Genomic DNA, 25,786 nt, shown 5'->3' on the forward strand with positions numbered 1-25,786 from the left:
GGATTTATAAAAGTTTTTAGAACAAAAAATTGTTAGATTTGTTAAAACCATACCAATGAACAATTTAGAAATTTTCAAATGGCTTGCTATATTTTCGCCAATTATTAGTGGAATAATAGTAGGATTTGTTAGCCATATGCTTTCAAATCGATCAAAACGTATAGAAATTCTATATCAAAACAAAATTCGAGCCTTTAATGAGATTCATAAAATACTTATTGAATATAGATTTGAATTAGAGCAGATTATATACAAGAATCCATTTCTTGAAAGGAGCTCCGATGCAAAAGGTACAGTTGAAACTCTTACTCTATTAAACAATGCTCTTGTACGTAATAGTATATATCTAAATAAAGAAAGTAGAGAAGCAATAATGAATTTAGTTACAAAGATTAATTTCTTCTGCGGTTCTCAGATGCAGGATTTTGAAAATATAGACCCTTATATAGATATGGCGGGTGAAATTAAGAAAGTGATCAATATTTTGTATAAATACCTTAATCTTAAATGATTTACTAAATATACTCCGATCGCTCATATATGCGCAACGATAGTGTGGAAATTCTTTTCATGCCCGTTTCTATATTAATAAAGTATATTAATAAAACTAGATTTTCTTTTTTAAATCTTTTAAGATTTACTTTGCGGGCACGGATTACAAATTTGCGCGATTGGGAAATTTTTAGTATTGAGAAAGTATATAAAATCGCCGGAGAGTCAAACAATTTTTATTACTTTTAAGTAATTTAGTGCTTAATAGCTCTTGTGTATAAATTATTAAAAAATATGTCTAAATTAGATCAAATTGTACTTCAGTATTTGGAAATTAAAACCAATTATGCTATTGTTATTACAGGAGATTGGGGGAGCGGAAAAACATATTATTTTGAACATAAGCTAAAAGGTTTAATTGAGAATACTCACCTGATAAAAGATGCTGAAAAAAGATATACTCCGATCTTATTATCACTATTTGGTATAAATTCTATTGATGAGATTCAAACACAAATTATTCTAAATCTTTATCCAATTTTAAAAAACAGAAAAACAAAACTAGCCGCAAATTTAGGTAAAGCTCTTTTTAAGGGAATCCTCAAAATGAATGGTCTTGATGACTATTACAAGATTGTTGCAGACGTGGAAGTTGAAAAAAAAGATTGGATAAAATTTGATGAGCTTGTGCTAGTGTTGGATGATTTAGAACGAATAAGTAAATCATTAGCAATAGAAGAAGTTATTGGTTTTGTAAATTCACTAGTAGAGCATGAGAATGTTAAAGTAATACTAATTGCCAATGAAGATAAAATTGACTCTCCAGATTACAAAAAGATTAAAGAAAAAGTTATAGGAAATACAATTGAATTCCTGCCGGATTTAAATTCAGCATTTCAAGGTTTAATAAAAAAATTTGATGGTTTTCTATTTTATCAAAAGTTTCTTAAAGCTAACGGAGATATAATTTTAGACTTTTTTGGAAAAGCTTCGATGAATCTTCGAATTCTAAGTTTTGCTCTAGATTATTTTCATTTAACATTTTCTGAGATTAAAAAAAATTTGCCCTCAAATGTATCATTGCAGAAAAATGAGTTAAAACTATTAAATGAACTATTAAAATTTTCACTTGCAATAACGATAGAATATAAATTAGGAGAAATATCATTTAAAGATCGCAAGGAACTAGACATCTTTGTGCAAAAGGATTATATAAGGAAATTTCTCCTTGATAGAGAAAAAAAAGACCAAGATAAAAGCGTTCCATCATACGCAGCAATTTTTAAGCAAAAATATTTTCCTGAAATTGATTATGACTTTTATACATCAATTTATGACTTTATAACAGGGGGAAATATTTTAGATATACAAAAGTTGATTAAGGAACTTAAAGAGTTTTATAATATTGATGATGAAGTTTTACCTGCTCATGATCAGGTTATAAGGGATTTGACATATAGGAACTATACAAATCTTTCTGATAGAGAATATAAGGAGAAAACTAAATTAATGATAAACTATGCGAGTGAGGGAAAATATGATTTAATAGATTATTTAACGGTCTTCCATTTTGCCGTACGACTTTCGAATATTTTGAAATTGAATATTAAGATAGTAAAGAGTAAAATTATTAAAGGGATGCATAAGGATATATCTTCATTTGAATTCAATCCAAGTTTAGAACAATATCTAAATATTGACGAAAAAGCAGAATTCAAAAAAGAAATGCAAGATATAAAGGATGAATGTCTCAAGATAAACAATGAAATAAAAAAGAAAAGTGAGCAATTAAAAAGTTCTAGATTAGAGGAAATATATATAAAAGATTTTGATGCATTTTATTCTGAATTATTTCAAAAACACCAATATGAACCAGTCCTGCGAAATTTAAATGTTCATAAATTCTATTTGTATTTTCTAAGTTCTGATAACGCTCTAAAAAGTAAAATAGGTAGTTTAATATCACTTCGTTATCATGATTATAATTCTAATTTAAAAGATGAAATTGATTTTGTTAAAGCTTTATCTGTGAAAATTGAAAAAAAATCTTCAACCTTAAAAAATAATAAATTTTCAGATGTTTTTATTAAGGACCTAGATAATGCTTTAAAGCATGGACTTAAACGACTTCAATCATATTAAATATTTAATTTATTTTTATCATTAATCAAACTCCGCTCTCCGAAGAGTTCTTATGAATAGTCCGGTCGCTTGGATATGCGCACGATAGCGCGGAAATTCTTTCCGTGCCCATTCCTAATATTAATAAAAACGGGATTTTCTTTTTTAAATATGTTAAGATATACTTTGCGGGCACGGATTAGAAATCGGCGCCATCGCGAATAAATAGGAGTAAAATTTTTACTCAAAATCATTATTCAATCTGTATTGATGCGCTTCTAATTCTTCGTGTGAGAATGCAACCCCATAAGCCTTTGAGTTTGTCAAAACCCTCAAAGTCTCTTTTGCAAGAAGCTCTTTACTTTTCTCTTGGTCCCCAAATGCTTGGGGACTATAGTAACGATCAATCTCAGTTTGTTTCAAATCCTTGTAGCCCAAATCATTTGCCATTTCAGATAAAAGATCTAAACGAAAGGAATTTTGGCTATCAAAATGTGCTGATCTTGGATGAAGAGCATCATAAAATTGCCTCCATGCGGAGCGAACTTTTTTACTATCCTGAAAGACAACATCAATCTGATTAAGACTATCCACCCATTCTTTACTTATAGGAGTAGCTTTTCTTGTTGCCATTAATTTCAAAAAAAGATTCATCTTAGCATCTTTTTTTGACTTTCTGTCTTGGAAAAAAGCACCAAGTCCCCAAATTATAAATGGAATTAGTGTAATAGAGATTAACTCTCCATAGTCTTTTAATATTTGTAAAAACATAAATAGTGATTTTTAGTAAAATTAAGAAATATACTCTTAAAAACTCAAATGAGTTATTGACAATATTCGTTTAATATAATCAGTGTACTAACAATAATACCTCAACAAAAAAAGAGACTTCAAAAGTCTCTTTTTTGAATCAATATATCTTCTATAAAATAATTATTTATCGAATAATTTCTCAAGCCTCACCATCATTTCATCTTTCTCTTTCAACATACGCTCGTATAAAGCAATTTTTTCATCATGAAGTTGGATCAATTTGTCTATCGGATTAACATTAAATGTTGCAGTATGACCTGTATTTAAGAAAGCTCCGTTATCAAAAGTGTTAGAAATAATATTTACCGCCTGTTCTTCATCAAAATTCTGAAAAGCTTCAACAGGAATTTTTAATGCATGCGAGATTTGATCCAAAATATCATTTTCAATTACATCTTTTTGCTCCAGCATAGAAATTTTCTTTTGGTTCCAGTCATTTCCCAGATCAAAAGCCAATGCTTCTTGTTTGATGCCAAGCATTTCTCTGAAGCGTTTTACGTTTCTTCCCTGATGTATTTTCTGTTCCATAATGAATATCAATTTTTCTAGAGGCTCAAAGATAAAGCCATTTGGATTAAAAATCCTGAATTTCAAAGATAAAAAAATATCTCAGAAAACATCGCTTTTGTCAGATATTATATCCGCCTTTTCGAATAGATTATCCTTTGTAAAGAATGGACTTTCGCTGGAAAATTTTATACTTCCGTACTATGAAAAAGAATAAAGTATCCTTAGAAACTAACTTTTGGGCAGGGTTTGTGGCAGGAAATCCCTTTAAGGCCATTGATGCCTTTTTTACCTTTGCACGTCTTGATTATTATAAACAAAATTTAACCGAAATGGTAATTTACAGCTATAAAACAAAAGTTTACAAAGAAGACAATCCCTCTGATGTTTTTGTGTTTTATACGGCTATCTTTTCTTTTCTCAAAGTTTGTTATTGCCTGCAAGAGAAAAGCAAAAAATGGAAAGTAAAAAAGTCTTTGCGCTCTGAAACAGTTTTTCCTCTTACTTCTTTAACAAAGGAAGAATACGATAATCCTTTTATTGTATTTCAAAAAGCATTTGAAGAAAAAACGCTTAAAGAATTTGAATTCTTTTTATGTTTAATCGTAGAGCTTTCATTGTCTCCCTATGCCGAAGATCCAGAAACTGACCTAACGACGCCTTATATTCTTTTAATCAAAATGCTTGATGCCGTGGAACTAATCAGAGAAAGGGGAGTTGAGAAAATCAAGAAAAAGAATCAGATTTCTGTAACAGAGTAAAATATTCCTATCCCAATTTTGAAATACACGGTTCTATAAGCGGATTAGGGGTAAACTCCCTTTTGGCTATTAGGTTTTTTTCTCAGTCATTTTGGTTTTCAATTCTTTTGTTACCTGTTTTACAAATTTGTCTTTGTCTTTTTTGGCTTCTTTGATTGTCGCTTTTAACTCGGCTGGCATTTCGTAATATTTGTCAGACCAAATGTAAATTTCCATAATTATGGGCAATAAATCAATTCCTTTTGGTGTGAGTTTGTACAAATTTTTTGCTTTACTGTCGGGGTGTGCTGATTTTTCAATTACACCATTTTCTTCAAGTCCTTTGAGTCTTGATGCTAAAATATTGGTTGCAATGCCTTCTTCCGATTTTAAAAAATCGTTATAGGTACATTTATTTCCGAATATTAAATCCCTGATAATAAGCAATGACCACTTGTCGCCAAATACGTCAAGTGAGAAACTCAATGGGCAGTCTGATCTTTTTTTTTCAGTTTTCATAAAATATTTAAAAAAAAACAACTTGCATTTTGAAAGTTGTTTATATATTTGTACTTGCAATTTGCAAGCAAATTTACAAATTAAATTTTAAATCAAGTAATCATGAATAAAACGATTTTAGTAACAGGGGCTTCATCAGGGTTTGGCCTGTTAATAGCAAACAAGCTTTACAAAAGCGGATATAATGTAATCGGTACCAGCCGCAACCCCGAAAAGTACGCATCAGAGTTGCCTTTTAAAATGATAGCATTAGACCTTGATTCAGAACAATCCATAAATACTTTTTCAGAAAGAATTTTCAAGGAAATAGGACAGTTAGATATTCTTATCAATAATGCAGGCTTTTTAGTTTCCGGTATTGCAGAAGAAACTCCTATTGAGCTGGGAAGACAGCAATTGGAAACTAACTTTTGGGGAACCATCAAGGTAACGAATGCCGTATTGCCTTATTTTAGAAAACAAAAATTCGGCAAAATAATAACGGTGGGTTCAATTGTAGGGCTTGTTTCGTTTCCCAATGCGGCATATTATGCAGCTTCCAAACACGCATTGGAAGGATATTTCAAAGCATTACGTTATGAATTGAATGAGTTTAACATTAGTGTTGCTATGATTGAACCTGCTGCTTTTAAAACAAGTATTTTAGATAACTCATCTTCAACTTTAAATAAAATTGAAGATTACAATATACTGAGAGGTAAGATTGAAAAATTCACAAACACTTTGGTAGAACAAGCCGAAGATCCTGCAATGGTTGCAGAAAAAGTGCTTAAAGTTGTACAGACGGCTAAACCTAAATTTAGAAATATTGTGGGTAAAGGCACTTCTGTTCTGATAAACCTTCAACATTTTGCTTATGGAATTTTGGAAAAAAATGTTCTTAAACAATTACATAAATCCTAAAATAAAATTCATATTTGTAAATGATAGATTACGGCAAAAAAACGGGGCAAAAGAAGATTTTTATCTTTTGTCCCAGTGACCTCGACTGGATTGCAATTTATTACTAATGGTAAGCATTATGTAATATATAATCGCATTAATCACGAAATCCCTTAATAATTCTATTTAATTCTTCTTTGCTTTCGTAATCTCCATTGATACTATCCATCCTTCTTTGCGATTTAAACCATTCGAGATTGTTAGTTTTAGTGGTATGGTTCCATATCATTTCATAATCATTCATGTATTTATATCTAATATAAATCACTCCGTTTTTTACAATATATTCTTGATGTTCTCTTTCCAAAACCCACTTTATGTTTTTATAAAAATTTGGCGGAATTTCGTTTGGTTTTGCGATTTTAAATAATTGATTATGAAATGTTTCTGAAAAAATTATTGGTCTATGTAAAACCTCATTTACAAGTACAGGGCGAAGTTCTACATACCTGTTTTGCCAATAATAATAAACTGAGAATAAAATAATTAGAATTGCTAAACCTATGTATGTTTTTCCTTGTTTATTCCAAAAAGGATCTCCAAATAATTTTTTGTAATCTGAAGGATCTAAATTAGTTTTTGTTTTAAAAAAATCTTCATTCATAATTTTGCATTGCTAGGTAATTATTTAGTTATCTCTCAAATTTGAGATATGTAAATAATTATCAAAGCCAGAATAAGGTTTAAAAACATCGCTAAAAGTTTAAATAAATATTTATGTTTAAATTTTGGTCCGGCGCAGATTATTAACTAATCGAATTAGACTTTTTTAATATTAATTACAATAGCTTAAAACAATATTCTTTTTTAAGAAACCGATTGTTTTTTTAACTGCATTTTGCTTTTTTGACTTATTTCCATATAGGATAAATTGCAAATGTTATCTTTTTAACTTGTTTTAGTAGTTTTTTACTTATATTTAAGATGTTTTTAATAAAATTTACTCTTTTTTTTAATATTTGTATTTTTTGTATTAAATAGGTCAGTTGGCTATTAAATTATTATTTTTTATTTTAAATTTATTTGAAGATTAAATTATTTGTATTTTTTTTAGTTAATAAATATTTTTAATGTTTTTATTTTCACTATTTTTTGTTTATTGTTTAAATAAAATACAAAGCAACCGATTGTTTTATTAATTGTTTTTTTATATTTGTTAGTAATATAATTACCTCATACTGATTCACATTGAGTCAATCTTTTTTTTAATCAAAATAATAACTGAATAAATAATACCACTTATGAACTAATACAATTACAAAAACCATTAACTATTTAAACCAAATAAAAAAAAACTATTAATATGAATTTAAAACTCAAAATTGCACTAATCGGACTGCTGATCGTGGGCAGTCATAGTATAATGGCACAATCAAAGACCATTAATGGAGTGATTACTGACCCTTCGGGATTTCCTTTACCGGGTGCCAGTATTAATGTAGAAGGAACGCAGAATAGCGCATCAACAGATTTTGACGGTAAATACTCTTTAAAAGGAGTTAATCCAACCGATAAAATAACTTATTCCTATGTTGGCTTAATCTCACAGACAATCACAGTTGGTGAAAGAAGTTCAATTAATGTTACTCTTGTTCAATCGACACAAAATTTAAATGAAGTAGTTATAGCTTATGGTACTCAAAAAAGAACCAAGATTACAGGAGCAATTTCGACTGTAAGTTCAAAAGATATTGCTGCGGTACCTATTACTAACGCTGAATCTGCACTACAAGGACGTGCAGCAGGGGTTACAGTTGTAAATGGTGCACCTGGTTCCAATCCCACTGTTAGTATTCGTGGTCTTGCTACTATGGGAAACAGTGCTCCCTTATATGTAATTGACGGGGTTTTAACGGGTAACCTTTCTGGATTAAGTCCGAATGACATTGAGAGTATATCTGTTTTAAAGGATGCTTCTACCACAGCTTTATATGGCTCTAAAGCCTTTAACGGTGTTATTGTGGTTACTACTAAAAAAGGAAAAAAAGGTCCAGGACAGCTAACCTTTAGTACTTACGTTGGCGGACAGGAAGTGACAAAGAGGTATAATGTTTTAAATACCCAGCAGTATCTTCAATACGCTAAAGATTTAGGGAGTGATTTAACAGCAAGAGCGGCCGAATTTGGAAATATAAATACAAACTGGCAGGACCAGATTTTTCAAACGGGAATTATGCAGGATTACAATTTGAGTTTTTCAAATGGTACTGAGAATTCTACAAGCCGTTATTCTGCGGAATATTTAAAACAGGAAGGAGCTATTATTAATACAGGTTTCGAACGTTATTCTTTTAGAGCAAATAACACGCAGGATATTGGTAAATTAAGAATAGGAAGTAACATTGGGGTTTCTTTTAGTACTATTAACCCTGAGCGTTCTGCAGGGGGAAGAACATTATTAGAGCATGCAATTAAAATGGCGCCTTATTTTCCAATTTACAATGAAAATAGTTTAGGCGGCTATCAAGGACCTAGCGCTATAGATGGTAATGACGCAGAAAATCCTGTTCGTGTGGCTAATTTAGGATATCAGAAAATAAATAACTTATCCATTATTGGAAATATTTTTGCTGAATTAGAAATTTACAAAGGATTGAAATTCAGATCACAAGTTTCCTTAGATTATTATACAGGTAAAGATCATACTTTCGTTCCGAGCTTTCAGGATGGTTCTTATCACAAACAGGCATTTTCTACAACAAACGAAACAAATTCTCAAGGCCAGACTATCGTTTTTGATAATAGTTTAACTTATAAAACAACTATCGCAAACAAACACAATCTTGAAGTGTTGGGAGTTATTACTAAAATTGATGGAAAATCACAAAGTGTAGCAGCCGGAAGCCGCTATTATATTTCAGACGAAATTGATCAGCTGCGCTATAATGAGGGAAGTTTAGGATCTGCCAATTACGAGGAAAAAAACATCGGTTATATTGCCCGTATCAATTATGACTATGATGAAAAATATATCCTGGCTGTTTCAGGACGTAGAGATGCATCTTCACGTTTTGGGGCTAATAATCGCTGGGGAAATTTCTATTCTGTTGCTGTAGGATGGAATATTGCTAAAGAAAGTTTTATGCAAAATTCTGTTTTTAGTACATTAAAACTTAGAGCCAGTACAGGAACGACAGGAAACGACAGGATAGACAATTATCAATATAGTGCTACTTTATTGGCAAATTATAATTATCCAATTGGAGGCGGGAATGCGCCGGGTGTTTCTTTGGGAGTTGCGGCTAATCCAAACTTAAAATGGGAGTCAAAACTAGACAGGAATATCGGTTTAGATTTTGGTTTTTTTGATGAAAAAATAACGGGTTCATTTGAATATTTCAATAATAAGAGTAGTGATATTCTTTTTGCAGTGCCTCTTGCGGCTTCTGTTGGATCTGCGGGCGGTGGAACTCAAATTCAAAATATTGCAGACGTAAAAGTAAGCGGTTATGAATTGTCAATTGGTTTTAATGACAGAAAAGGTGATTTTACATGGTCGGCTTTGGCTAATTTGGGAACAAGCAAAAATGAGGTAGTGAGTTTGGCGCCAGGAGTGACAAGTGTATTAGGAGGCCCTTCTGCAAGAGCAGGTTTAGAGAATTTCTCCAGATTAGAAGTCGGACAGCCATTATTTTATTTTTACGGATATCAAACCAATGGAATTTATCAAAATCAAGCAGAAGTTGATGCTGTTTTTGGACCTGGGCAGACTACGATTAAACCGGGTGATATTAAAATAATTGACAGAGACGGTAATAAAATCATAAATGCAGATGATAAAACAAATATCGGAAATCCATACCCAGATTTCACTTACGGTTTAAACCTGAGCGCAGCCTATAAAAACTTTGATTTCAATTGTTTTATAACCGGGGTTGCAGGTAACGATATTTATAATGCAAACACTTTTGATTTAAAAGGAATGAACCGCTTGTTTAACTCCAGCACAGATGTTTTGGACAGGGCAAATGTTGTAAATGGCGTTGTTACAAATCCTTCGGCTACATTACCAAGAGCACAAGGAGCAGATATCAACTGGTCTTCAGCAAACCAGCGTTATATAGAAGATGGTTCTTACACCAGATTAAAAAACATCGCTATTGGATATACATTATCAGGAGATTCTTTTAAAAGCTATTTTTCAAAAGCAAGATTTTATGTAAGCGGACAAAACCTTATAACAATTACAGATTACTCAGGTTTAGATCCTGAAATTGCCCGTGCTGATGCAAATGCAAATTCAGCAGGTATTGATTTAGGAAGATACCCACAGCCAAAATCGGTGATTTTTGGAATTGATGTTACATTTTAATATTTAGAGACGATGAAAAAAATTAAATATATACTTATAGTGCTGTCCGGAGTTTTAAGCATAACTTCATGTGACACGAGCGAATTAGAATTAGCTAATCCTAATACCTTATCGCCTGAAACTTTCTTTAAAACCGAAACACAGGTTCAGTCTGCTGTAAATGCTTCCTATGCAAATCTTCAGACAAGAGGACTCTATGGCAGAAATCTTTTTTTCGCCATGGATCTTATGGGGCATGATGCTTTAGGAAACCCGCAGTTAGAGGGGAACAAGAAACCTTTTCAGGATTTTTCTTTTAACGGAGGAAATGATATTATTCAATATTACTGGGAATCTTGTTATACAGGAATCTCCAGAGCTAATTTTGTGCTGGATAACGAGCCGAAAATCAATGCTCTTCCGGATAATGTTTTATCTCAGGAAAAAAAGAACAAATATTTAGCAGAAGCTCATTTTTTAAGAGCGTACTATTATTTTCTATTAGTAAGACGTTTTGGTGATTTACCAATTTATAAAACAGGCACTATAATTGGAAACGCAAGAAGCCCAAAAGCAGAGGTATATGCTTTGATTGAAGAAGATCTTGTATTTGCAACGCAAAATCTTTTGCCAAAAGCTTCAGAATCGGCAGGGAGAGCTAATAGAGAAGCGGCTTATGCACATTTGGGCAAGGTATTGTTATATCAAAAGAAATATAATGAAGCTTTAGCTGCTTTTAATAATGTTACAGGTTACAGCCTTGAAGACAAAGGTAATTTTTACAACAACTTTATGGAGGAAACAGAACATGGTAAAGAGTCTATTTTTGAGATAGAGTTTGACGAGAAAAACGGAACCGGCGATCAATGGGGTGCTGTTGGTGATAGCGGCGGAACGGGTTTTGAGGAGTCAACACTTAGAGGTCAGGAATATGGAAATCTTAGCTGGTACAATGTTTATCCGTCAGATGATATTTTAGATTCGTATGAAGCAGGTGATAACCGTTTTGGAGATACTTTTTATGTGCCAGGATCATCTTATTTAAAAGGAACCAAGGTAATGGTAGCAAGTAATTTTACTACCTCTGCAGGTATTAGAAGAGCAGGCTGGAAAAAATATCAAAACTATTACACAAGAGAAGATGAAGCAACACGATCAAGCATCAACTTTAAAGTAATGCGCTATGCAGATGTATTGCTTATGAAAGCCGAATGCGAAAACCAAAGAGATGGCGGTTCGCAGACAGCAGCTATAGCATACATTAAAGAAGTTCGAGACAGAGCAAACCTGACAACTACTATTGCACCAACCAAAGACGCAGTTTTTGCTGCAATTGTTCACGAACGTCAGGTAGAGTTTGCCGGAGAACAGTCTCGTTTTGATGATCTTATAAGATGGGGTATCGCAAGTACTGTATTACAAGGAACAGGTTTTACTACTGGTAAAAGTGAATTATGGCCAATACCAAACAGGGAAACATCTTCTAATCCTAAAATAAAACCAACAGATAATAATCCTGGTTATTAAGATAATTTAAATTTTGGTTAGTTTAAGTTAAGTTGGATAAACAGCGCATTTCACTGCGCTGTTTATTTGTTTACAGAAATGCAACTGAAGAAAAACGAATTGCATTTTCAAATTATTTAATTAAGTCAAAAAATGAAAAATACAGATAAAAAAAATCAAAGCTTGAGTTTAATTAAAATTTCAGCTTTGGTAATGATCTTTATATTGACTGCTCCCGGTTTAATTATAGGACAGAATAAGAAGAAAACGGATAAATCAGAACTCAAAAGACCTCAATACCGGAATCTTTTTAAAGAAGCAGGGTACAGCCAAATCGAAATAGATAAGAAATTAGCCAAAGCCTATTACGATGTTTTTGAAGGACCGGATAAAGTTTATTTTGAAGAAGGGGATTCATTAGGATATGTCTCTGATGTTAAAAATAAAGATGCCCGTACCGAAGGAATGTCATACGGAATGATGGTTGCCGTTCAGCTCAATAAAAAAGATGTTTTTGATCGTCTCTGGAGATGGTCTGTAAAATACATGCAGCATCAGGAAGGACCAAGAGAAGGGTACTTTGCCTGGAGTGTAAATCCAGAGACCAAAAAACAAAACTCTCCCGGTTCTGCTTCAGATGGGGAATTGTATTATATAACCAGCCTGCTTTTTGCTTCTAATAAATGGGGTAATGATACAGGAATAAACTACTACAAAGAGGCAAGAAGAATCCTAGATGCCATGTGGGAAAAAGACGGAACCGGCAATGTGCATAATATTATAAATACAGAGCATAAGCAGATTTCATTTGTACCGGAAGGAGGAGGTTACAATTGGACAGATCCTTCTTATCATGTTCCTGCATTTTACGAAATATGGGCATTGTATGCCAAAGACGGTCATGAGAAGTTTTATAAAGAATGCGCCGATGTTTCGCGTAATTTTTTACATAAAGCCTGCCATCCTGTGACGGGGCTAAATTCAGATTATACCGAGTTTAATGGTGAACCGCACCCAACACCCTGGATGCCTGCGGGATTTCGTTATGATTCCTGGCGCGTTCCTATGAACATCGCAATGGATTATACCTGGTACGGAAAAGATAAAGAATGGCAGGAAGATTATGCCAAACGATTTCAAAATTTCCTTAGATCAAAAGGATTAAATACATTTAAAGATCAGTTTAATCTGGATGGTTCTGTTCCAGAGTTTATTCTTCAGGCTGGTTCGGTGAAAAAACTAAGACATTCGATTGGATTAGTAGGAACTGCAGCAACAGCATCATTAGTAAATAAAGATAAGGCAAGTATAGATTTTGTTCATGCTGTTTGGAATGCAAAACTTGAACCTTATGAAGACGGTTATTTTGATCCTTATTATGATGGATTGATGTATCTCTTTAGTTTAATGCATCTTAGCGGAAACTACCAAATTATAGAACCAAAGGGTTAAGTGAATTTAATAAGCTATGCATAGAATATACTTATAATCCACTTTTAAACACAAAACCTTCTTTTTTGAAAATATTCATAAAAAGAAGGTTTATTTTTGAAATTATGACAAATACAATTACTCGTTATCTTTGTTTAAATCATTTTTCCTTTCATCATTGGTAATGGCGTCATTTTTATTTATGATTTGTTCCTGATCTGTTTTTTCTGATTTGATTTTAAATTCGTCCTGATATCGATATGGATCTTCATCTCTGGCATAATTATCATTATCAACCAGAGTATTTTGGTCTATATAATCAGGATCACTCTCTCCAAATTCTGTTGTATCTTCTTTTTGAACGACTTGGTGTAATTGATCTTCGTTTAGGATGTTATTACCATCAACCAAAGTATTTTGATCAATAAAATCGGGATCTGTTTGACCATATTCGGGGTTGTTTTGCTTTTCCATAACGTTTGTTTTTTTATAATTTACATAATTACAAATTTACCATAGGTTCCATCCCAACTTCTTATAGAAAAATAAATTATAGTTGCATAATTATTAGCTGAGTATAGGTAAAAATTAATCTTTACCAATTCACTTTTGTTTCAACCCTATCTTCAGCATCATCTAAATAAAAAATGATTCTGGAATTGTTGACAAAAATAAAGTCTGCTCACACCACGGCGCGAGCAGACTTTATTTTTGCTGTTATTTTAAATAAAAAAGTTACTTAGTGATTAACCATCTTCATTGCTTCTTCACTATATCGCTCTCCAATTATAGGGTATCTATTAATTAACTCATTAATTACTGTAAGATCAGCGCTTGACAATTTAACTTCAATTGCACCAACATTCTCTTCCAGATAATTTCTTTTCTTGGTTCCCGGAATAGGAATTATATCTTCACCCTGCGCTAACACCCAAGCCAAAGCTAGTTGTGCGGGTGTACAACTTTTAGAGGCCGCAAATGCTGCAAAATTTTCTATAAGCTTATTGTTGTTGTCAATATTTTCACTTTGATAACGCGGAAGCGTTCTTCTGAAATCATCAATGGCAAGTGTATCCACATTAAGTTTATTGGTAACCAGACCCCGCGCCAAAGGAGAATAAGGGACAAGAGAGATACCAAGCTCACGAGTAGTTTTTAATATTCCGTTTTCTACATCTCTTGTGAGAAGCGAGTACTCACTTTGAACAGCAGAGATTGGATGCACAGCATGCGCTTTTCTTAAAGAATTTGCAGAGACTTCACTAAGTCCGAGATAGCGGACTTTACCTTCTTTTACTAAATCTGCCATTGCTCCAACAGTTTCCTCAATCGGGACATTTGGGTCAACCCGATGCGCATAATAAAGATCAATTGTGTCAATTTTCAAACGCTTTAGGCTTTGTTCAACTGCAACTTTCATCCAGGCAGGAGAGCCGTCAAAGTAGGTTCCTGAAGCACTGCTTGGCCCCGCAATTCCATCTTTAAAACGAAATCCGAATTTTGTTGCAATAAATATCTTATCGCGGTTAGGGACAAGGACTTTGGAGATGAGTTCTTCATTGGCACCGTTGCCGTACATATCGGCTGTATCCCAAAAGTTAACCCCCAAATCAAGTGCCTTCTCCAGCGTAGCCAGACTTTCTTTATCGTCTGCTGGACCATAAGCAAAGCTCATGCCCATACAGCCTAAACCAAGTGCTGATAATTCCTCACCGGTGGTTCCGAGTTTTCTGTATTCCATTTTTTATCTAATTTTGTTTCTACAAATGTAAACCTGAAAACACAGTCGGGACTTATAGCGATCAAACAGTTAATTATAATATTCAAACAGTTATTCTCAGCTGAGTTGGTGCCAAACCGGTGTGCTTTTTAAAAAAGAGTGTAAAATAAGAAGGATATTCAAAACCAAGGCTGTAGCCAATATCGGCAATATTCCAATCTGTGTGCTGCAATAAGGTTTTAGCTTCTTTAATAATACGCTCTGCAATATGAGTTGATGTAGTTTTTCCTGTAATTTCCTTTACTGAACGATTAAGATGATTGATGTGTATGGATAAAGAATTGGCATAATCTGCCGGATTTTTTAATTTTAATGTGAGTGAAGGAGAGTCAATTGGAAATTGTCTTTCGAGCAATTCAAGAAATAAAGCTGATACCCGGGAAGAGGCATTTGTATAGGTATGAAAATTTGTGGCAGCATTATTTTTCATGGCCTCATGAATTATCAGATGCAGATAGCTGCGCAGAATATCGTACTTATGCGGATAAGTAGAAAGCATTTCGGCTTGCATCTTCATATATATGGCTGAAAGCTCCTTTAATTGAGTATCATCGGGAAAAAATATCGGATTACATCCAATTTTGAATAAAGGAGAATCCAGTAAGCTATTCATGCGTTCGCTATGCTGTATAAAATCTTCGGTAAACAGGCAGTACCAACCGGACTGTTGCTCAGATTCTGCTTCCCAGGAATAAGGCACCACAGGATTAGAAAAGAGTAGGGCAGGTTTGTCAATCTGTATCCATTTGTCGGCATAATAAATCTTACCCTTGCCGATGATTAGAGAAATCTTGTAAAAATCCCGTCGGCTGTAAGGACTTACTTCAGCACATGATTCTCTGGTAAAAACATTAATATGACCGATCCCGGCATTATTAAGTGGCACATTTACAGGTGCATGGTTTGGCAGTCGTTGATAAAATTCGCTAACGCTTTCTGCTTGTTTCATTTCGTAAATTTATAAAAATAAAACAAACCTTAAAATAGGGAATTATAATTTAACAAAGCAGTTGCATGTGATTTTTTATCAAGATGCGTATTTATTTTCATCTTCTGTTGTTGGCAGGTTACTTCCGGTGGAGCAACCAGTTCTCCATTAAAAAAATCAAAAAAACGTTTTACGTAAGCCTGTTCCAATAACGCATTGGTAACTTACGTAGGTTTATCGAACCTTACCATATAATTTGATTTTGTATAAAAAAACTGCTGAACTTATCGGGTTCAGCAGTTGTATGTTGTAATTGATTCTACAAAAAACTATTGATTGTTTTTCAACCACTCCAAACGTCTTTGATCCGGAAGGTGCGTAATTTTAAAATCTTCGAAAGTAGCCGTAAAGCCTTTTCCATCAGGACTTGCAGCCATCATGCCCACTTGTACCGTTTTAAATTCCGGAAAATAAACGGTATTAGTCATTGTATAATTAACCCCATCAATAGAATAAAAAATCTCCAGTGCATCTAGTCGACGTACGGCCTTCATCCATACATTTTTAGGTTTTTCTTTTAAGCCAAGAACACTCCAGGAACTTTTATCAATAGTATGGACAGTACTAATATTATAAACTCCGTCTACATATTCGACACCAGTTTTTACGTAATTGTTTTCATCAATTCGAAGCATAAGGCAAACCTGATCGAACCTGGTCTTATAAACACCGCTCATTTTTACAACAACTTCAAACTCGCCACTTCTTTCTGTATAGAGAAAAGGCCCGTCGTAAACTGTAAATCCGTAGTGGCTTTTGTTCCAATAATCAGATTGTGGTGTAACCTGCATAGTAAGTTTATTGTCCTTTATTTCCCAGTCAGCCGGTTCATTGAGCCAGTTCATTGAAGTTAGTTTTTGAGCGTTTCCTTTTACAGCCATAATGCATATACATATTAAAACTAAGTGAATTCTCTTCATGATTTCTTAAATTTGGATTTTATTAATAATTTACAAAGAATGTAATTTGAGTTTTTTGCAGCAATAGTTAAATATAACCATTTTTAAAATCACTCTAATCTCCTTTCTTATAACTTAGTACAGTAATAACGAATTATAGTTATGAATCCTATTTCGAACTTAGAAGACAAATTTTCTTTTGAATCAATAGACAGCCCTGAAAAGCGTAAAGAAGCATTAAATGAGGCTATAGTAATGATGGAGGCCTACGTGAAATTAGATAATTCAGTAGCTGTACTCTCAGATTTAGCGAGTAATAAGAGCTATATATTTGCGGGTAATTTTGGCCGTTTTTTTGATATTCATACTTCCGGATTTACAACAATTGATTCTATTTGGGAAGAGGACATTTATAACCGCATTCATCCTGATGATCTTTTTCAAAGGCATCTTTTGGAACTGGAGTTTTTTAATTTCTTAAAGACAATATCTTCTGAGGAAAGATTAAATTATGCTACAAAATGCAGAATTAGAACCTTAAATACTAAAAAGGAATACCAGTATATTTTGCATCGCAGTTTTTATATGAAAAACAGTTCAGAAGGCGGATTGTGGCTTGCTGTGTGTCTATATAATTATTTATTAGAAAAAACAGCTGGTGTAAATGGTATAGAGGGAAAAATTATCAATACTAAAACAGGAGAAATCTTTTATGTAGATACCTATGAAAATTGTGTTGATCTTTTGACTTTGCGTGAAAAAGAAATTTTAGTTTTAATTAGTAAAGGTATCATTAGTAAAGAAATTGCTGCGAAACTCAATATCAGTATTAATACTGTAAACAGGCACAGACAAAATATTTTGGAAAAACTAAATGTAAATAATTCTATTGAAGCAGTTCGAACAGCAGGAGCTTTAAATTTGTTATAAATTATTGGATAACTGCGAAGTCGGTAGACTTCGCAGTGTAAAAGGTATTTAAATTAATTTCCCATTCTGAAATCAGTAACACTATTTTGAACTAAGCTTAAATCTTCAAAGTAGCTTAATGAACCTTTGTCAACTGGACATTGGTTACTAATTCCTACCCAAATTTCAGATGGATAATTGTTTTTGTATAGGCGTACCATGTGCCAGTCTTTTTTATCATAAGAGTAGTAACTAGCAATTGTTTGTGTATCTGAAGAGATTTTCATATAAATAGATGGAGTAGTTACGATATCATGATTATTATCGTCAGATGTACCTATGGTTCTAACACTTACTACACGGTGTTTTCCACGTTCGTCTTGTTCAAAACATAGTTTTTGCCAAAAATTATCATTCACATAAATATACAATACGCCGGCATTGTACAAACCTTCTTTTGTAAATTCAGGAGTTACTTTTGAAATTAAAGTGAAAGGTTTTTTATTGTCAATTTTGGATAACAAAATAGGAGCTGTGTTGTTAGATAATTTTTCGTTTGGATCACAAAAATAATCCTTTTTAGCTCCTGCTTTAAATGTTGCTTTGCCATTAGCATCTGCTGTAGCAAGTGTATCTGCACCATTAACCGATTTCGTAAAATGGATTCCCGAAATGGCAATATCGCATGTTGTTCCATTTACACGTGCCGAATCTTGGTTTGTGATTTTAGTTTCTTTTGTAGTTTCGGCTGTAGATTGAGTCGATTTATTCTTGTTTTCGCAATTGGCAAAAAGAGCAATAACTAACAACGCGCAAATACTAGTGATTTTTGTTTTCATAAAAGATATTGTTTTTATAATTAAGGGGGGAGGATTTTAATCCACTAAAAAATATTTAGCAATACAAATGTATAGGAACTCTAATCTTGTAACAATAGTCAAAATTAACCATTTATTACTACGATGAGTATTTTGAAAAATAATATTTACACACTGAAAGTTGCTTTATTAGGTTAAATATTATGCAAGTTGTACACCTAACGGTTTACAATTAATCTTTATATTTGAAAGATTAAAATTAATAAAATGAGCGAAAAAACGAAACCGTATGCCTTAATAACTGGCGCCAGCAAAGGCATTGGAAAATCTATTGCTTATGAATTGGCTAAACAGGGTTATCCACTATTGCTTGTTGCAAGAAGTGCAGCCGAATTAAAAGCACTATCTGATAATCTTCAGGTTAAATACGGCATCAAGGTGGCTGTTTTATCAATTGATCTTTCTATAAATGATGCATCGCAAAAAGTAACCGATTGGATAAAAATGAATAACTATCCAGTTGGCATTTTAGTAAACAATGCGGGTTATGGTGTTTGGGGCGATTTTAGTCAGTCTTCGCTAATCGACCAGCTTGGCATGATGCAACTTAACATGAATGTAGTTGTAGAACTTTCGCATTTATTAATACCCATACTTTCACAAGAAAAACAAGCCTACATTTTAAATATATCGAGTACTGCTGCCTACCAGGCTGTACCTACGCTGGCTGTTTATTCGGCTACAAAAGCTTTTGTTTTATCGTTTACCCGTGCCTTGCGTTTTGAACTTGCCCAAACTTCAATTTCAGTAACCTGTTTTAGCCCAGGTCCGGTTGATACTGGTTTTGCTTCAAGAGCTGGTTTAGACGCTTTTAGCAAAATGGCTGAAAAGTTTAATATGCAGCCTGATGAAGTTGCTAAAATGGCAGTAAAAGCCATGTTCAACAAAAAATCAGAAGCTATTCCGGGTTTTACAAATATCATTTCGGTTTATGCCAACCGTATACTACCAAAGGCTTTTATCGAAAAAATGGCAGCCGGGATTTATAAAATTTAATTTTTTCAAAAAAAAATAAAAAAAAATTCTTTGCAAATAAGAAATTATATTACATTTGTATAAATGTCTACTAATTCTATAGAGTATATCTAATATGAAAAATGAGTTTAATTTTACTAAAGATAGAATGCACGCCAACACTATGCGAATGTGTTGCTGTTGTTGCTGTTGCTAATCCTTTAGATAAAATTTCAAACACTATTATTTCAATTATTAAATATATTTATCATGGTATCTTCTTATAAAACTTTTACGCTTACTGAGCAATTAACTGCTGAGCAAATCAACTTTTTTAACGAACATGGCTTCATCCATTTCAAAAAATTTATAAATCCGGAAACGGTTTCATCCATCATTGATGCGTCAAAACAAGTGGAGCAAAAATGGATTGACAATGACCTTCAAAAAGTAAATGGTGTTCCGATTAAGTATGGAAAAGATTTAGATGGTTCTCCAATTGTACAGCGTTTTGCTTTTATCAATCAACATCATCAAACCTTAAGCGGTCTTTTACTTGATCCAAGATTTAATAGTTTATTACCATTGGCAGGCGATGGCGCAAGATTAGGTACTGAAGAAAAAGACGGAATGGTTTTTAATCATTACATCAATGGGCCAGAAAGTAAGTTTACTAAAATGGGCTGGCATACAGATGGTTTGCGAGATATTTTTTATGGTGCAAAATTAAACCCGATGCTCAATGTGGGTATTCACTTAAGCACTTTACAACCCGAAAACGGCGGTCTTAAAATCATTCCGGGTACACACAAGCAAAGTATTTATCAAATGCTTTTTCGTAAAAAGTACTTTTTAGATAATAAACCCGATCCACAGGAAGTATCCATCACTCCGGAAGCTGGAGATTTAACCATTCACGATGGCCGTTTGTGGCACAGAGTGGCTGAATCCTCTATCCGTGGCGAAGACAGTAGAAGGAGAGTTATTTATATTCCAATTATAGCAGGAAAATATGCTCCTAAAAACGAGAACAGCCCAACGGTTTTCTATCAACGTTTTGCAGGTATTGTTAAATAATTATGCTGATTGTCCTCGCATTTAGTTATCTGGTTAGATCAGGTAAGCTAAAAAGAACCACCGATTTCTTTAAAAATACGCAAAGAAAAATAAAATTAAAAATTATAAAACTAGAATTGGTATAATACTATCTGGCTTATAAATATTGCGATATTAATGAGAAAAGAAACACAGGTTGAAGATCATAGTGCAATTGTACAAAGAACATTTTCAGACCGTAAGCGAACTAATATTTTAAAAAGGGCAGAACAGTCAACGATTGTATTTTTGCTGCCAAAGGTGCCTAAATTCATTTCGCCAAACGTACTCACTTTAATGGGTACACTGGGTTCTGGATTGGTTTTTTTAGCTTTTGTTTTAGGTACTTATTTTACAAACTGGTATTTGCTTTTGGGTATTATCGGTTTGGCTATAAATTGGTTAGGCGATTCTTTAGATGGAAGATTGGCTTATTATAGAAATATTCCACGTCGTTGGTATGGTTTTGCACTCGATATTATTGCCGATTGGATTGGTATTGTACTTATAGGCTTTGGCTACTACATTTATGCTAAAAATGGCACACAAATAGTAGCCTTTGCTTTTGTCGCATTGTATGGCTGGTCTATCATCATCAGCCAGTTACGCTACAAAATTACAAATGAATACAGTATAGATTCTGGCGTTGTTGGCCCAACAGAACTTCGATTTATTATTGCCTTAATTTTAATTATAGAAGTTTTATTTAATGGATCAATTACCTATTTGGCTGGCTTAATCACTATTATATTGCTCATAATTAATATCGTAGATAGCTTAAAACTTTTAAAGCTGGGCGATTTAAAAGATAAAAACCAAGACTGATATGTTCCCGAAAAAATCTATTTTCACTTTTCTACAAGCACAAGTTGCGGCATTTTTAGGTGGCATTACCGATTATGGCTTAATGATTTTATTAACAGAAGTATTTAAATTGCATTTTACCTTTTCGATTCTAATCTCCGGAACCGTTGGCGCCATTGTCAATTTCAGCATCAATAGATTTTGGGTATTTAAAAAACAATGTGGTTATAACAGCCGCATCAATAGTCAGCTTTTTAAATTTGCGTTAGTTGTACTAGGAAGCATTTCCTTAAAATCATTTGGTACGCTTATTTTGCAAAAAGTATTTCAAATCGATTATAGAATCGGAAGATTAATCACGGATAGTTTTGTTTCTTATGGATTTAATTATCCGCTGATTAAATATTGGGTTTTTAGGGTAAATGAAAAACAGAATGTAATCGAATCAAATTAGTGTATCAATAACCAGTTGGGTGTAATTCGTGGTTTTTCTATTCAACACATAGTCCCAAAGTCCAATATCATTAAGTTGAGCTTTTTAGAAAATAAAATTAATCACGCAAAGTCGCTAAGACGCAAAGTTTAAACACAATATTGTCATTTCGACGCAGGAGAAATCTCCACGAGAAGCTCGACAAAGATTGGATTTGCCTTACGGAGTTGGGACTATGTGTTAAAATAATTTCACGCTGGTTTAATATAAATATTTCGTTTATGAATAAATTACCATTTAAAAATTTTAGAAAATCACTAATTATTATAACGATCTTAGTAAATATAATTTCTGGTAATCTATTGGCACAATCCAAAAATCCATCACCATTACATTTCCCAACGCCTAAAAATATAGATAATATGCTATTTTACATTCAGCGAGACCCCAATATAAACACTGCTATTTATGCCATTAACTATCAGGAAAACGGAAAAATAGACAAAAGCAATCCTATAAAAGCGTATTGGATTCGATATGCTGAGAAAGGAGAAAAAAAAGATTTTAGTTATATACAACGTAAATTTGCATACGGAATAGAAAGTAAAGCGTCAAATAATGAGGAGTTTGAGCTTCAATTTGTATCGTATAAAAAATTACCCTTAACCTTGAAAAAGATAGATTCAGATCAAAAATATCATGTTTTTGTAAATGTAAATCAGAAAAGAATACAGGTAGAAAAAATATTTGTGCGCATTGAAGGAGGTTCTTTTTGGTTACCAAATGTAAAGTATGCCGAAGTTACCGGAATTGATGCTTCCTCAAATAAAACAATTACGGAAAGAATGTTATTAAAATAAGATGCCTATAATATCTACAAAGAAAATTTTTAAGAATAAACTCTAGTTGAATAATTACTTTAGTTAGACTGTCTTATCCTTATGATACTGCAGGAGCCACTGTTCCATTCGTTGGAGGAGTCTTACTTCTTTTGGGTCACCCATTGGGTTTTCAAGTCCGTTTATAGTCCTGCTTATGTTAAATTTTTTATTTTCAAACTTACAGGTAAATTTCGGAAATTCATTATGGGTAATAGTCCAATGATCGTCGGCTGTTTTATTAATTGCAAATTTTTTCATTTCACGGCTGGGCAGTTTGTTGTATTTGAATTATAAACGGTAATGTGTTTTGATTATTATGGTTGAATCAGGTAGCTGTAAATATACGATTGTTAACAATAATTGAGACTGTATCTCTTAGAGTCTTAATTACAATTACTAATGTCGTGTGTATTTGTTTTAATATTTGAAGTTTTCAGGATGCACACGACAATAATCCTGTTATAGGATAAACACTGATTTTATAGGCAATGATAAGCAAGATCACAAAAGCCAATATTGCAATAACTCTCATTTGCGAAAACTAGAATTTATTTTTTTAAGTTTGCTGATGGGCCGCGATTTATCACAAAACGTACAAAATTAATAGGATCGCTTTAAACCTTTCCAGCCTGTTCGAATTAAAAATTGTTCCCAGGAAAGGCTTTGCGGATTAATTTTTTTGCTCCATTGTAAATCGCGATTTTCTGCAAAATAACCATATTCAACAGCATACTCGGCCATTCCAATTATCTCGTCCACTAAAGTTTCATTGGAACTGAATTCTGGAAAATGTTTCAGAAAATCGTTTCGCGTATATGCCGAACTGTACACAGCTTTCTTGCCTGTAACCTTTATAAAAGTATCAACTATTTCCTGAGGCGATAAAATATCACCAATCACAGGTAATGAGCTGCCTGCATATTTATCTGCATTAGAGAAAATTTCTAAAACAGCTGGACCTGTAGCAGTAAGAGGATCAACAAACGGTGCACGAAAGTCTTTTGGTAAGTAAATTGGAAAGACAAGAACATCATCTTGGATAATCGGGGTATAAAATTCGAGGAAGTTCGTATAAAAAAAGGCCATATAAATGAATGAACTTTTAATTGGCAGTGTTCGTATATACGTCTCAATATTGGCTTTGTCGGTGAAATGTGGCGCAAACTTTTTTCCTGATGTAATTCTATCAACATTTTCCAGGCTGCTAAAAATTAAGTACTCAGACTTTGCCTCAAGTGCTGCATCTGCAAGCTCCTTTCCCAACGCAAATTCATGCGTTTGCGGAGGTGCAATACTGGGTGTTATCAAAAAAATGCCGTATGAGCCACGGAAAGCCTCTACAAAATCTTTTTTATAACCCAAAGTAAGAGGTATACTAATTAGTTCAACTCCTTGTTCTATCAAACTTACTGCTTCCGGAGAATCGAGTCTTCTGGTAATACCACGTACTTGATATTGTCCGCTCTGTATTAGGGACTGTGCAACGCTGTAGCCTTGTTTGCCTAAAATACCAACAATGGTAATAAGCGGTTTGCTACTTTTAATACTTGATTTGAATGCGCTAAAATCTTTTTCCATAAGTTCTATTACTTTGATTAATTTTGGACTATAAAAATTATAGTTGCAAAACTATTCATAGTTAGATAAATTTGCAATAACTATCTATTTGGATAGTTGGTCTAAAAAAGAAGTTTATGAAAATTGAATGTCAAAGTGATTATATAAAACTGGATAGCAAATTGTACCCATGCACTGTTAGTATAGCTATGGATTTAATCGGTGGAAAGTGGAAAGCGGTTATTTTGTATCATTTAAAAGACACCGATAAACGGTATAGTGAACTTAGAAGAGATATTCCGGCTATTACAGAAATGACTTTGAGCCTCCAGTTAAAGCAGCTTGAAAATGACGGTCTTTTATCACGCACTGTTGAAGGGAAAAAACCTCCGATAAAAGTTGTTTACAGTTTAACAGATTTTGGAAAATCCTGCATACCATTACTAAATGCAATAACGGAATGGGGAAATAAGGCTGCCATACATAAAGGTGAATTTGTAAATCACAAAATGCTTTAAAACAGTAGATTGTGAATTTTAACAATCGCATAAAGGGCCATAAACGATATCGCTGGCTGTTAATTTGTAAATGCTTTTAAGATTATTGCCTGGTGGCAATTTTAGTAAGCATTTAAATAGTACTTTTGGAAATTGTAAAACCGTTTTGACATGATAAATTCTGAAAACCCAGTTGGAACTACTAAAGACTTAAAAGAAATCGAGCCAGTAAAAATTATATTGGCTGAGGATGACAAAGATGATCAGGAATTATTTAAGGAAGCTCTTGATGCAACAAAAGTTCCTACTGAAGTTATTACAGTAGACAACGGCGAGGAACTGGTTAATGCCTTAAAGGATGGGTCTGAACCAAAACCTGATATTGTTTTTATCGATATAAATATGCCTATTAAAGGGGGTAAGGAGGCACTGGAAGAAATAAAAAGCGATCAGGAATTGAAGGAGATTCCTGCGGTTATGCTCTCGACTTCTAATAACCCTAAAGATATTGAAGATACTTTCAATAAGGGAGCAAACCTCTATATACAAAAACCAAATTCTTTTACCAGCTTTATTCTCATTCTGAAAAAAGTATTTATTCTGCACTGGACAAAAGCTTTAATGAATCCGGTTAAAAATATTTTTTTTGTTTCTGAAAAGAATATATCTCCGAAGGATTAAATAGGTTTTAATCTAACCCATTTCCCTTGCAGGACTGAAAGTAATATTATAATTACAGCAATCTTTGT

At 33.1% G+C, this 25,786-nt stretch carries 25 protein-coding genes; 15 read left to right on the forward strand and 10 right to left on the reverse strand.

All coding sequences use genetic code 11. The annotated features are described in order from the left end of the window. The first annotated feature begins 55 nt into the window (after window positions 1-55). Together AC4FQ3_RS02115 and AC4FQ3_RS02120 are read left to right on the forward strand one after the other, a co-directional pair. Window positions 56-511 (forward strand): hypothetical protein, encoded by a 456-nt coding sequence (locus tag AC4FQ3_RS02115; protein WP_491180685.1) that lies wholly within the window; start codon window positions 56-58, stop codon window positions 509-511. 275 nt (window positions 512-786) lie between these two features. Next, entirely contained in the window at window positions 787-2,634 is a 1,848-nt protein-coding gene (locus tag AC4FQ3_RS02120; RefSeq protein WP_491180686.1) for a P-loop NTPase fold protein, read from the forward strand. A 219-nt stretch (window positions 2,635-2,853) separates the two neighbouring features. Here AC4FQ3_RS02120 and AC4FQ3_RS02125 read toward each other — a convergent pair whose 3' ends face one another. Together AC4FQ3_RS02125 and AC4FQ3_RS02130 are read right to left on the reverse strand one after the other, a co-directional pair. Continuing rightward, on the reverse strand, window positions 2,854-3,384 hold the full coding sequence (locus AC4FQ3_RS02125) for a DUF6680 family protein (RefSeq protein WP_491180687.1): 531 nt from the start codon (window positions 3,382-3,384) through the stop codon (window positions 2,854-2,856). 162 nt (window positions 3,385-3,546) lie between these two features. Continuing rightward, window positions 3,547-3,954, reverse strand: a complete 408-nt coding sequence (locus AC4FQ3_RS02130; protein WP_491180688.1) for a helix-turn-helix domain-containing protein — start codon at window positions 3,952-3,954, stop codon at window positions 3,547-3,549. A 182-nt stretch (window positions 3,955-4,136) separates the two neighbouring features. Here AC4FQ3_RS02130 and AC4FQ3_RS02135 point away from each other — a divergent pair, with 182 nt between their 5' ends. Next, a complete protein-coding gene (locus AC4FQ3_RS02135; RefSeq protein WP_491180689.1) occupies window positions 4,137-4,694 on the forward strand; it encodes a hypothetical protein in 558 nt (185 codons plus the stop codon). A gap of 69 nt (window positions 4,695-4,763) precedes the next feature. Here AC4FQ3_RS02135 and AC4FQ3_RS02140 read toward each other — a convergent pair whose 3' ends face one another. After that, complete coding sequence (locus AC4FQ3_RS02140; protein WP_491180690.1) at window positions 4,764-5,192, reverse strand: winged helix-turn-helix transcriptional regulator; 429 nt, start codon at window positions 5,190-5,192, stop codon at window positions 4,764-4,766. Window positions 5,193-5,294: 102 nt separating this feature from the next. On the opposite strand from AC4FQ3_RS02140, the gene AC4FQ3_RS02145 reads away from it, so the two are divergent. After that, a complete protein-coding gene (locus AC4FQ3_RS02145; protein ID WP_491180691.1) occupies window positions 5,295-6,095 on the forward strand; it encodes an SDR family oxidoreductase in 801 nt (266 codons plus the stop codon). 136 nt (window positions 6,096-6,231) lie between these two features. Here AC4FQ3_RS02145 and AC4FQ3_RS02150 read toward each other — a convergent pair whose 3' ends face one another. Continuing rightward, a complete protein-coding gene (locus AC4FQ3_RS02150) occupies window positions 6,232-6,738 on the reverse strand; it encodes a hypothetical protein (RefSeq protein WP_491180692.1) in 507 nt (168 codons plus the stop codon). Between the two features lie 699 nt (window positions 6,739-7,437). Here AC4FQ3_RS02150 and AC4FQ3_RS02155 point away from each other — a divergent pair. The 3 genes from AC4FQ3_RS02155 to AC4FQ3_RS02165 all read left to right on the forward strand — a co-directional run bounded on the left by AC4FQ3_RS02155 (window position 7,438) and on the right by AC4FQ3_RS02165 (window position 13,383). After that, entirely contained in the window at window positions 7,438-10,446 is a 3,009-nt protein-coding gene (locus tag AC4FQ3_RS02155; RefSeq protein ID WP_491180693.1) for a SusC/RagA family TonB-linked outer membrane protein, read from the forward strand. Window positions 10,447-10,458: 12 nt separating this feature from the next. Then, on the forward strand, window positions 10,459-11,952 hold the full coding sequence (locus AC4FQ3_RS02160; RefSeq protein WP_491180694.1) for a RagB/SusD family nutrient uptake outer membrane protein: 1,494 nt from the start codon (window positions 10,459-10,461) through the stop codon (window positions 11,950-11,952). A gap of 132 nt (window positions 11,953-12,084) precedes the next feature. After that, window positions 12,085-13,383 (forward strand): family 8 glycosyl hydrolase, encoded by a 1,299-nt coding sequence (locus tag AC4FQ3_RS02165; RefSeq protein ID WP_491180695.1) that lies wholly within the window; start codon window positions 12,085-12,087, stop codon window positions 13,381-13,383. A gap of 117 nt (window positions 13,384-13,500) precedes the next feature. On the opposite strand, the gene AC4FQ3_RS02170 is transcribed toward AC4FQ3_RS02165, so the two are convergent. From AC4FQ3_RS02170 to AC4FQ3_RS02185, 4 genes are all read right to left on the reverse strand, one after another. Next, on the reverse strand, window positions 13,501-13,836 hold the full coding sequence (locus AC4FQ3_RS02170; protein WP_491180696.1) for a hypothetical protein: 336 nt from the start codon (window positions 13,834-13,836) through the stop codon (window positions 13,501-13,503). A 265-nt stretch (window positions 13,837-14,101) separates the two neighbouring features. Further along, window positions 14,102-15,103, reverse strand: a complete 1,002-nt coding sequence (locus AC4FQ3_RS02175) for an aldo/keto reductase (RefSeq protein ID WP_073394077.1) — start codon at window positions 15,101-15,103, stop codon at window positions 14,102-14,104. 82 nt (window positions 15,104-15,185) lie between these two features. After that, entirely contained in the window at window positions 15,186-16,091 is a 906-nt protein-coding gene (locus tag AC4FQ3_RS02180) for a helix-turn-helix domain-containing protein (protein WP_491180697.1), read from the reverse strand. Window positions 16,092-16,399: 308 nt separating this feature from the next. Further along, window positions 16,400-17,050 carry a DUF1349 domain-containing protein gene (locus tag AC4FQ3_RS02185; RefSeq protein WP_491180698.1) on the reverse strand — a complete coding sequence of 217 codons (651 nt, stop codon included), beginning with the start codon at window positions 17,048-17,050 and terminating at the stop codon, window positions 16,400-16,402. Between the two features lie 141 nt (window positions 17,051-17,191). On the opposite strand from AC4FQ3_RS02185, the gene AC4FQ3_RS02190 reads away from it, so the two are divergent. Further along, complete coding sequence (locus AC4FQ3_RS02190; RefSeq protein ID WP_463461153.1) at window positions 17,192-17,959, forward strand: response regulator transcription factor; 768 nt, start codon at window positions 17,192-17,194, stop codon at window positions 17,957-17,959. Between the two features lie 53 nt (window positions 17,960-18,012). On the opposite strand, the gene AC4FQ3_RS02195 is transcribed toward AC4FQ3_RS02190, so the two are convergent. Beyond that, complete coding sequence (locus AC4FQ3_RS02195; RefSeq protein ID WP_491180699.1) at window positions 18,013-18,777, reverse strand: DUF1349 domain-containing protein; 765 nt, start codon at window positions 18,775-18,777, stop codon at window positions 18,013-18,015. Between the two features lie 246 nt (window positions 18,778-19,023). Here AC4FQ3_RS02195 and AC4FQ3_RS02200 point away from each other — a divergent pair, with 246 nt between their 5' ends. The 5 genes from AC4FQ3_RS02200 to AC4FQ3_RS02220 all read left to right on the forward strand — a co-directional run bounded on the left by AC4FQ3_RS02200 (window position 19,024) and on the right by AC4FQ3_RS02220 (window position 22,962). After that, window positions 19,024-19,812: an SDR family NAD(P)-dependent oxidoreductase gene (locus AC4FQ3_RS02200; RefSeq protein ID WP_491180700.1), complete on the forward strand. Its 789-nt coding sequence runs from the start codon at window positions 19,024-19,026 to the stop codon at window positions 19,810-19,812. Between the two features lie 228 nt (window positions 19,813-20,040). Further along, entirely contained in the window at window positions 20,041-20,847 is an 807-nt protein-coding gene (locus tag AC4FQ3_RS02205) for a phytanoyl-CoA dioxygenase family protein (RefSeq protein WP_073394083.1), read from the forward strand. A gap of 156 nt (window positions 20,848-21,003) precedes the next feature. Next, on the forward strand, window positions 21,004-21,690 hold the full coding sequence (locus AC4FQ3_RS02210) for a CDP-alcohol phosphatidyltransferase family protein (protein WP_491180701.1): 687 nt from the start codon (window positions 21,004-21,006) through the stop codon (window positions 21,688-21,690). 1 nt (window position 21,691) lies between these two features. Further along, complete coding sequence (locus AC4FQ3_RS02215; RefSeq protein WP_491180702.1) at window positions 21,692-22,123, forward strand: GtrA family protein; 432 nt, start codon at window positions 21,692-21,694, stop codon at window positions 22,121-22,123. Between the two features lie 260 nt (window positions 22,124-22,383). Then, window positions 22,384-22,962 carry a DUF4833 domain-containing protein gene (locus AC4FQ3_RS02220; RefSeq protein ID WP_491180703.1) on the forward strand — a complete coding sequence of 193 codons (579 nt, stop codon included), beginning with the start codon at window positions 22,384-22,386 and terminating at the stop codon, window positions 22,960-22,962. A gap of 621 nt (window positions 22,963-23,583) precedes the next feature. Here AC4FQ3_RS02220 and AC4FQ3_RS02225 read toward each other — a convergent pair. Then, window positions 23,584-24,561, reverse strand: a complete 978-nt coding sequence (locus AC4FQ3_RS02225; protein WP_491180704.1) for an NmrA/HSCARG family protein — start codon at window positions 24,559-24,561, stop codon at window positions 23,584-23,586. Between the two features lie 116 nt (window positions 24,562-24,677). Here AC4FQ3_RS02225 and AC4FQ3_RS02230 point away from each other — a divergent pair, with 116 nt between their 5' ends. Continuing rightward, window positions 24,678-25,058 (forward strand): winged helix-turn-helix transcriptional regulator, encoded by a 381-nt coding sequence (locus AC4FQ3_RS02230; protein WP_073394088.1) that lies wholly within the window; start codon window positions 24,678-24,680, stop codon window positions 25,056-25,058. Window positions 25,059-25,208: 150 nt separating this feature from the next. Beyond that, window positions 25,209-25,718, forward strand: a complete 510-nt coding sequence (locus AC4FQ3_RS02235) for a response regulator (RefSeq protein WP_042567112.1) — start codon at window positions 25,209-25,211, stop codon at window positions 25,716-25,718. Window positions 25,719-25,786 lie beyond the last annotated feature (68 nt).

It is taken from the genome of Flavobacterium sp. AK-345, from assembly GCF_058310175.1.